Origin of the sequence: Enterococcus larvae (assembly GCF_017830045.1) — a bacterium.
Taxonomy (GTDB): Bacteria; Bacillota; Bacilli; order Lactobacillales; family Enterococcaceae; genus Enterococcus_L; species Enterococcus_L larvae.
Genome location: NZ_JAEDXU010000010.1, coordinates 115,932 through 124,635 on the forward strand (window position 1 = coordinate 115,932; position 8,704 = coordinate 124,635).

Annotated in this window: 7 protein-coding genes and 2 tRNA genes; 2 read left to right on the forward strand and 7 right to left on the reverse strand. The window is 42.6% G+C overall.

Translation table 11 applies throughout. The features are described 5' to 3' along the window. Nucleotides 1-15: 15 nt before the first annotated feature. The 5 genes from gor to I6N96_RS16645 form a co-directional block, all read right to left on the reverse strand. Nucleotides 16-1,368, reverse strand: coding sequence for a glutathione-disulfide reductase (gene gor, locus I6N96_RS16625; RefSeq protein WP_209558692.1), 1,353 nt, complete (start codon nucleotides 1,366-1,368; stop codon nucleotides 16-18). Nucleotides 1,369-1,533: 165 nt separating this feature from the next. Next, complete coding sequence (locus tag I6N96_RS16630; protein WP_209558693.1) at nucleotides 1,534-2,775, reverse strand: peptidase U32 family protein; 1,242 nt, start codon at nucleotides 2,773-2,775, stop codon at nucleotides 1,534-1,536. Nucleotides 2,776-2,794: 19 nt separating this feature from the next. Then, a complete protein-coding gene (locus I6N96_RS16635; RefSeq protein ID WP_209558694.1) occupies nucleotides 2,795-3,715 on the reverse strand; it encodes a peptidase U32 family protein in 921 nt (306 codons plus the stop codon). A gap of 367 nt (nucleotides 3,716-4,082) precedes the next feature. Next, nucleotides 4,083-6,572, reverse strand: a complete 2,490-nt coding sequence (locus I6N96_RS16640) for an ATP-dependent Clp protease ATP-binding subunit (protein WP_209558695.1) — start codon at nucleotides 6,570-6,572, stop codon at nucleotides 4,083-4,085. Nucleotides 6,573-6,574: 2 nt separating this feature from the next. After that, nucleotides 6,575-7,042 (reverse strand): CtsR family transcriptional regulator, encoded by a 468-nt coding sequence (locus I6N96_RS16645; RefSeq protein WP_209558696.1) that lies wholly within the window; start codon nucleotides 7,040-7,042, stop codon nucleotides 6,575-6,577. 178 nt (nucleotides 7,043-7,220) lie between these two features. Between I6N96_RS16645 and I6N96_RS16650 the strand changes: the two genes are divergently transcribed. Together I6N96_RS16650 and I6N96_RS16655 are read left to right on the forward strand one after the other, a co-directional pair. Further along, nucleotides 7,221-7,682 (forward strand): MerR family transcriptional regulator, encoded by a 462-nt coding sequence (locus I6N96_RS16650; protein ID WP_209558697.1) that lies wholly within the window; start codon nucleotides 7,221-7,223, stop codon nucleotides 7,680-7,682. Further along, a complete protein-coding gene (locus tag I6N96_RS16655) occupies nucleotides 7,669-8,331 on the forward strand; it encodes an MBL fold metallo-hydrolase (RefSeq protein WP_209558698.1) in 663 nt (220 codons plus the stop codon). Before I6N96_RS16650 ends, I6N96_RS16655 begins: the two co-directional genes overlap by 14 nt. Before the next feature lie 138 nt (nucleotides 8,332-8,469). On the opposite strand, the gene I6N96_RS16660 is transcribed toward I6N96_RS16655, so the two are convergent. Beyond that, a tRNA-Pro gene (locus tag I6N96_RS16660) sits at nucleotides 8,470-8,543 on the reverse strand. Nucleotides 8,544-8,582: 39 nt separating this feature from the next. After that, nucleotides 8,583-8,656: transfer RNA gene (locus tag I6N96_RS16665), tRNA-Arg, on the reverse strand. Between the last annotated feature and the right edge of the window lie 48 nt (nucleotides 8,657-8,704).

Consider the following 8,704-nt stretch of genomic DNA (forward strand, 5'->3'; position numbering starts at 1 on the left):
CTCTTTTTATCTACTTTATCTCATCGTTACGAACTCTTCGGCTCCGGTTGGATGGATCGCCACAGTATTGTCAAAATCCTTCTTCGTTGCACCCATTTTAACTGCAACAGCGAAGCCTTGAAGCATCTCATCTACACCTAGACCAATTGCATGTAGTCCAACAATTTTTTCCTCTTTTCCAACACAAATCATCTTGATATCACATTTTTGTCGGTATTCGCCTAAGGCAAAATACATTGGTGTGAAGCTGGAAGTGTATAATTTTATCTGCTCTTTTCCATACTTTTCCACAGCCTCATTTTCTGTTAAACCGACCGTTCCAATCGGCGGGTGCGTAAAGATCACAGTAGGGATCGTTTCGTAGTCCAAATGCTCGTCCGTTTTTCCATTGAATAATCGTTCAGACAAACGGCGACCAGCTGCGATAGCTACTGGTGTCAGATCGATTTTACCGATAACATCCCCCACAGCATAGATTCCTTCCTGTGTCGTGTTTTGGTACTTATCAACCTTCACATAACCTCTTTCATCCAGCTCAACGCCAGTATTCTCCAAGCCTAGCTGATCTGTATTCGGCTCTCTGCCTGTACCAAAAATAATACAGTCTGCAGTAATATCCATTCCATTTTCAAAGCAGATGACTAGTTCGCCGGATTCTTTTTTCTCAATAAATTTCGGAACAGAATTCGGATGGATCATCATACCTGCTTCCTCATAATGCGCCACTGTTTTCGTTGACAGCATTTCATCAAAGCTGCGCAATGGATGATCATTGCGAAAAGCCCAATGCGTTGTACTTCCTAATCCCAGCACCGTTCCGGCCAGCTCAGCAGCCACATAACCTGCTCCGATCACAACGATCCGCTTTGGCAATTCTTCCAATGCGAAAAAGCCATTGGAGTCGATGGCATACTCTTCTCCTGGTATTCCCAGCTTCTTCGGACGTCCTCCTGTAGCAATCAGGATATTCGGCGCTGTATACGTCTCTTCTCCCGCCTGGATGGTATGGGCATCGACAAATGTCCCATATGCCTGTACCCGTTCTATATGATTACTGTCTAATCCACGATTGTATGCTGTATGTAAAAAATCGATATAATTTTCTCTATTTTGAACCAGCTTATGGAAATCAAAATTTTTCACAGACACATCGTAGCCATAGCCTTCCATATCTCGATGCATCATCTCCATCATCGTACTTGCCTGCCACATGACCTTTTTAGGCACACAACCAACATTGACGCAGGTTCCTCCTATTTCTCCACCTTCAAGCAGTAATACCTTTGCTCCATGCATCCCTGCACGATTTGCTGATGCGATCCCGCCGCTTCCGCCGCCAATCACAATATAATCATATTGCTTTGTCATTGTTTTCCTCCTCGTAATTCTTTTTCAATATCCCAGTAATAAACGCAACGAGACAAAAGCTCTCGCTTAAGAAATACACAGCTGCTCTAAAAATTCAATCATAAAAATTTTTAGAGCTCTCTGCTTTTTCTTGAAACTAAACACTTCTGTCTCGATAGTACATTATTATTTTTTCTTTCGAATCATATCACCGACAGAAACTGGTTGAACAACCGGCATCGTCAAAATCATCATCGGATTTGGTGCCCGATCGATCGACTCGCCATCTTCATTGTACATTATTTCCACCGTTTGATAAAAGTGATTGAACCCAGGACCATAAAACTCGATCTCATCCTCGACACTGAAATGGTTTCGCTGACGAATCGTAGCTGTCTTCGTTTCAGCATCATAAGCCATCACTTCTCCGATAAATTTATACTCGGGAATCTTTCTGCGGGGGCCAAACAGCTGCTCTTCTTCTGTAGGAGTATGATAATAGAAACCAGTAGAGAGCTCACGCTGTGCCACCTTCCACAACTCATCGATCCATTCCTGTTTACACTCATAGTTTTCAGGATCAGCCATATAGGAATCAACAGCCTTTTTATAAACATTCGCAACCGTTGATACATAATGGATCGATTTCATGCGTCCTTCGATTTTAAAACTGTCCACGCCATTTTCAATCAATTCAGGGATATGCTCGATCATAGACATATCCACCGCACTCATGGAGAATTCCTCCTCGACAGCACCTTTAGACGTCAGACTGCGTTTTTCCGTTCCAAAAGGCATATCGTATAAATCGTACTTCCAGCGGCAGGACTGAGAACAGCCGCCACGGTTCGCATCTCTCATGGACATATGATTAGACAAAGTACAACGTCCTGAATAAGAAATACACATAGCACCATGGATGAACGCTTCAATCTCTACATCTGTATTTTTGCGTATTTCTGCAACTTCCTCCATGGATACTTCACGTGCCAGCACGACACGCTCAAGACCTTCATTTTTCCAAAATTCTAAAGTCTCATAGTTTGTTGCTGAAGCCTGTGTTGAAAGATGGATCGGCAATCCCGGGGCTTCCTCTGCACATATCTCGATCAGTGTCGGATCAGAAACGATCACGGCTGAAATCCCCAAGTCTCTCAACTCACGGAAAAAGTCTCCAGCACCTTCTTCGTTCCCTTCATGAGTGACCATATTCGCTGCAACATATACCTTTGCATTATGCTCTTTAGCGAACGCCACCCCTTCCTGCATTTGCTCATACGTAAAATTACCGGCACGGCTTCTCAGTCCGTAGGCATTTCCACCGATATACACAGCATCTGCGCCGTAATGAATTGCTACTTTTAGTTTTTCCAGCGTCCCGGCTGGTGCCAGCACCTCGGGACGCTTCAATGTTCGTTCTTTTTCCATCTTTCTTTGCTCCTTCTTTCTACTTGATTTCATTTGGATCTAAATGGAAGAATCCTGTATCCAGACCACGGTTTTCAGGATGCAGTGCTTGAACCTTCCCACTCCACGCTTCTGCCTGTTCCTCAGACCAGCTTCCTGCTTCTAATGCAGTCTTTGCTTCAACAAATAATTTACTGACTTCAACAAAGTTTTCTCCTGGGGCATAAATCCCATCCAGCTTCCACGTTGTATAACCATGTTGATAAAGCTTGTCCAGTTCACCCATCATGTTCATGTCATTATCCGCAAAAATATGTGTACCATGGCTGTCTTCATAAATTGAATAATGTGTCTCTTCTTTTTTAGGCTCAGATAAGAACAAACCACGTTCCTTACTCTTGTCTTCTCCAAGCTGCGTATAATTATAGTAGTTCTGCAACAAGGGACGTTTAGACTGGTGAATACAGCTTGCACCATAAACCAAGACTTCCACCGGAACCTGCAGATTTTCTGACATTGCGGTCATTTCCTCGAACGGAACCTCACGTGCCAGAACAGCACCTGATGCACCCCTCTTAGCCCAAAAATTGATTTGACGAGAACTTGTTACCATCGTCTCACCGTCATAGACAAAGGGAATCTCGACTTTCTGCTGCTGTAGCGTGAAAATCACACCAGGATCTCCCACTACCAGCTTATCCGGTCCTGCTTCCTTTAAAAATTCCAAATACTCAGGAATCAGCTTCATTTTATCCGGATGCATGATGCCGTTTACTGCGACCATGACCTGTTTACCAGCCTCATGAGCCAAAGCAATGATCGTCTTTTGTTCCTCTCTGGAAAAAGAAGCCGGCAATCTCAGCCCAAAGGTCTCTTCCCCGATATATAATGTATCTACTCCTGCAGTCAGCAACAGCTTTACCTGATCGATCGACTCCGCTGTAGCAATAATTTCTATCATCACATTTCCTCCTTTAGCGACTGTTTTATAGTATCATAGGTTCACAAACTTTCCAATACTATCACGGACTTTCATCGTTCTTTCACAAACTTTCTAATCAATACTTCACTCTTATCAGACGCTTCCACATAGACTTTACTGCATGCCCGCCAAACCAAGATTGACACTATGTCATTGTTGATAATTAAGCTGAACCTGAGTCTAAGCACCTGAACAGCTTTTCGTAAGCTAGTGAGTGAATGATCAAACCCACTAGGACGTTCTTTCAAATTAGCGAAAAAATACCCTGTGAGCGTCAATGACTAACCATTGATACCCACAGAGTAGTAGTGATTTTCAATCCTTCATTTCAGGAAAGCCAAGCTGCTTAATTCACAGGCTCTAATTCCTTTTGTTCTTTCGGCGCCTTCACGCTTAAGGTGATTTTCCCCTTGCTGGCACCGATCGTTACTTTATCGCCTAGATGAATCTGACCAGACAGCAATGCTTCACTCAAACGATCCTCAACTTCCTTCTGTAAGGCTCTACGGATCGGTCTCGCACCATATTCCGGATCAAAGCCGACTTTACCAATCACATCAATAGCTGCTGCTGTGATTTTCAAGTAAACATCCTGCTCCGTCATACGTGTAATGATCGCTTTACTCATGATTTTCACGATTTCATGAATTTCATCCTGATCCAGAGAACGGAAGACGATTGTTTCATCAATACGGTTCAAGAATTCCGGACGGAAAGCCTTTTTCAGCTCTTCCAAAATTCGTTTTTGCATCGCATTATGATCCTTCGTCAAGTCCTGTACGTTGAAACCAACATTCTTTTCTTCACGGATTGCTGTTGCACCGATATTGGATGTCATGATCAGAATTGTATTTCTGAAATCGACTTTTCTACCTTTAGAATCTGTCAGATGGCCATCATCCAGTACCTGCAACAGAATGTTGAACACATCCGGATGGGCTTTTTCCACCTCATCCAACAGAATAACAGAATAAGGCTTTTGGCGAATCTTCTCAGTCAGCTGACCGCCTTCTTCATAACCTACATAACCAGGAGGCGAACCGATCAATCGGCTAGTACTGTATTTTTCCATGAACTCTGACATATCAACTCTGATCAACGCATCTTCACTGCCGAACATCGTTTCCGCCAACGCCTTCGCCAGCTCCGTCTTACCAACACCTGTTGGCCCAAGGAACATAAATGAACCAATTGGACGATTTGGGTCTTTCAACCCGCTTCTAGCTCTGCGAATAGCACTGGAAACAGCCTTAACAGCGTCATCCTGCCCTACGACACGATGATGAAGAATTGATTCCAGTTCCATCAAGCGCTCGCTTTCCTTTTTCTCCAATTGCTGTAATGGTACACCCGTCCATTGTGATACAACAGATGCCACATCTTCTTCAGTAACTTTATTGGTATAACCAGAAGCCTCTTTTTGCTCTACAAGAAGTAAGTTTTCCAGTTTTTTAAGCAGTTTTTTCTCTTTCGTTCTTAGGCGAGCCGCACTTTCAAAGGACTGCTCATGAATTGCTTCTTCCTTCTCATCTGACAACTCTTGAATCTCAGTCCGCAGAGAGTTGACTGCAGACGGTTCATCTGCTAAATCCAAACGAACTTTTGCAGCTGACTCATCCATCAAATCGATTGCTTTGTCCGGCAATTGACGTGAATTAATGTAACGAACAGACAATTGGACTGCTGCATGTAACGCACCATCAGTGATTTCTACCCCATGATGGGCTTCATATCTCGAACGTAAGCCTTTAAGGATCTCATTAGCTTCTTCCGGTGTTGGTTCATCGATTTGCACACGCGCGAATCTTCGCTCCAATGCAGAATCCTTTTCGATATATTTTTGGTATTCATCCAGTGTCGTTGCACCGATCGTTTGCAGCTCTCCACGAGCCAATGCAGGCTTCAGGATGTTGGATGCATCGATTGCACCCTCCGCACCACCAGCACCAATCAACGTATGCAGTTCATCGATAAATAGAATGACTTGACCATCTTGATAAATTTCATCAATAACCTTTTTCAGGCGATCTTCAAATTCACCACGATATTTTGTTCCGGCTACTAATGCTCCCATGTCCAGCATCATCAGACGTTTTTCCTGCATCGCTTTAGGCACTTCGCCATTGATTATCTTTTGAGCCAAACCTTCGGCAATGGCTGTTTTACCCACACCAGGCTCACCGACAAGAACAGGGTTGTTTTTAGTGCGTCGGCTTAAAATCTGGATCAGTCGGCGTACTTCATCAGAACGGCCTACTACTGGATCAAGATTGTTTTCTCTTGCAAGCTTCGTTAAGTCTCTTGCCAAAGAATCCAATGTTGGCGTACCCCCTTTTGGAGCACCCCCTTTTTGGCTCTTTCTTTTACTTCCGGACATCGCCATTTGAGGATCGTTGATACCGATCTTTTTCATCAACAGCTGTCTGATTTTGATCAAGCTCAAGCCTAGATTTACTAGGATACGGGAAGCAAGAATATCTTCATCTCTCAAAAGCCCCAGCAATAAATGCTCAGTCCCGATATTTGGAGCTCCTAATCGTTTTGCTTCTTCACCTGAATAAGCAAAAATCTGTTTTGCGCGAGGAGAATAAGGGAGGTAGGCACCTTTAGGGTAAGACTTTACTACCCCATATCCCATCAAATGCTCGATTTCTTCTCGTATATCATTCTTATCGACATTCAGCTGACGCAGCGTTTTTCCTGCGATTCCTTTTGACTCTATGACTAAGGCCAACAATAAATGCTCAGAGCCAACAGACTGATGTCTAAAGTACTTGGCTTCTTCCTGTGCGATTGCTAAAACCGCTTTGGCACTATCTGTAAATAACTCGTCCATAACTATTCCTCCTCATAGCTCAAGCGTTCCAGAAAGGAATACATCAATTGAGCTCGTAAAAAATCTTCTTTAACACCGAATTTTCCAAGTACATTTTTTCCTAAAGCAGCGAGCATGATATTTCCCTCACGCTTTGTGACAACTTTTTCTTCATATAATTTCTGAACAAAGGTCAGTGCATCTTTTTCTGATAACTGATCGCCGATAAACTTTTCAATTTGCTTCAACAGCTGTGTACTATCTGATATTGTGACCTTCGCAATACGGATATATCCGCCTCCGCCTCGTTTACTTTCAACAGAATAACCTCGCTGAATTGTAAAACGAGTATTGATCACATAATTTATCTGGGAAGGGACACAATTGAATAAATTTGCCATCTCTGCACGACGAATCTCAATCTTACTATTATCTTCCAAAATCTTCTTTAAGTATGCTTCAATCAAATCAGAAGTATTTTGATTGTTCATAATATCCATCCTTCTCCCTTGACTATTACTGACCATAATTATATCGAATTTAAGAGCGTAAATAAAGAAGAAAGCTTCCACTTTACAGAAAAACAAGAACTTTTCAGAATAAATTCAATAATTTCCACTTGACCTTGGAGTTCTATCCAATGTTATCATAGCAACAGGAGGCGATATGATGACTACTGCATGGACAATCAATGAAATAGCCAAACGCACAAGCCTATCGAAAGATACCATTCGCTATTATGAAAAAGAAAAGCTGATCTCTCCAAAAAGAGCGGAAAACAATTATCGAGTATATTCGGAAGAAGAGCTTCTAAAATTGAAATATATCTCAGTGATGAAATATGCCCAGTTCTCTATAAAGGAAATCAAAGGTTTTATGGGACTCTTCGATCAAGAGCTGTCAGAGGAATGCAATCAAGAAGGAATGACACTGCTGAACAAGAAGATACGAGATCTGGAGCTGGTTATGCACCATTACCAATCAATCCTGACTTTGCTGAAGCAATTACCTTATCCTGGTACTTTTCAGCAATTGACAGAAGAGCTGGGGACAGGAAACGCACGTCGCTTAGATGGATTTATAGAACAATTATTTGATGAAATCAAGGAGGAGCCTTATGAAGATCATTAATCACTCAACCTCACATGTGTTACAACTGACCACACCTATCTTTCCAATCAACTGCTACATCGTAAAGGAAGAAAATTATTGTACGCTAATTGATTGCAGCAAAAGCGGGACAGCTAAATCCATCATTCAAGCAGTTGAGGAGACACAGCTGCCGCTAAAATATATTATCCTTACCCACGCGCATTCAGACCATACAGGTGATATTCAGAAGATCAGTGCCCATTTCCCAGATGCAGAGGTATGTATAGGAAAGAAGGAGTATATAGACAGCCAGAATAACGTACACAATATTCGCATGCCTATTGAACCGAATACACTTCTCTTTGAAGGAGAATCTATCGGTAGCCTGCTGGTACGTGAAACACCTGGACATACAAATGGTTCAATTTCTTTGATTGACCAAAGAACCCATACAGCCTATGTTGGCGATTTACTTCAATCACAGGGCGGCTTAGCCATTTCAGGTGATATACGCTGGCTATTTCCATTTCCTGCGATGGCCACCGTTGATAAGCAGTTGGCAATTGAGTCCGTCAAACAGCTGTGTGAAAAAGAGACTCTTCAGTACATCTTCTGCGGACATGGACCTGTTACCATATATAGTAAAGAAAGCTTTGCTAGGCTCATTACACGTGCGCAGAAGAAATAAAAAGCAAAACATGAAGCAGTCCCCAGAAGTTAGAGTGGTAGGTCTAACTTCTGGGGATTAGCAGCCTTTAAAAATCTCTCTGTTTCTCTTTTTAAAAACAAAAAAACATCAATCTTCATTGATGTTTTCAAAACAAGATCGGGAAGACAGGATTCGAACCTGCGACCCCTTGGTCCCAAACCAAGTGCTCTACCAAGCTGAGCTACTTCCCGGTACTCTGTATTATGGTATTTAGCCATAAAAAAAGACCACGCGCCCAAGAGGAGTCGAACCCCTAACCTTTTGATCCGTAGTCAAACACTCTATCCAATTGAGCTATGGGCGCAAATATTGTTTCTCATGCCGAGGACCGGAATCGAACCGGTACGGTGAT

Excerpts from the sequence above, each read along its gene's own strand:
- I6N96_RS16645 (WP_209558696.1), bottom strand. The coding sequence starts at position 7,042 with ATGAACAATCAAAATACTTCTGATTTGATTGAAGCATACTTAAAGAAG.
- I6N96_RS16655 (WP_209558698.1), top strand. The coding sequence starts at position 7,669 with ATGAAGATCATTAATCACTCAACCTCACATGTGTTACAACTGACCACA.
- I6N96_RS16635 (WP_209558694.1), bottom strand. The coding sequence starts at position 3,715 with ATGATAGAAATTATTGCTACAGCGGAGTCGATCGATCAGGTAAAGCTG.
- I6N96_RS16630 (WP_209558693.1), bottom strand. The coding sequence starts at position 2,775 with ATGGAAAAAGAACGAACATTGAAGCGTCCCGAGGTGCTGGCACCAGCC.
- I6N96_RS16650 (WP_209558697.1), top strand. The coding sequence starts at position 7,221 with ATGACTACTGCATGGACAATCAATGAAATAGCCAAACGCACAAGCCTA.
- I6N96_RS16640 (WP_209558695.1), bottom strand. The coding sequence starts at position 6,572 with ATGGACGAGTTATTTACAGATAGTGCCAAAGCGGTTTTAGCAATCGCA.
- gor (WP_209558692.1), bottom strand. The coding sequence starts at position 1,368 with ATGACAAAGCAATATGATTATATTGTGATTGGCGGCGGAAGCGGCGGG.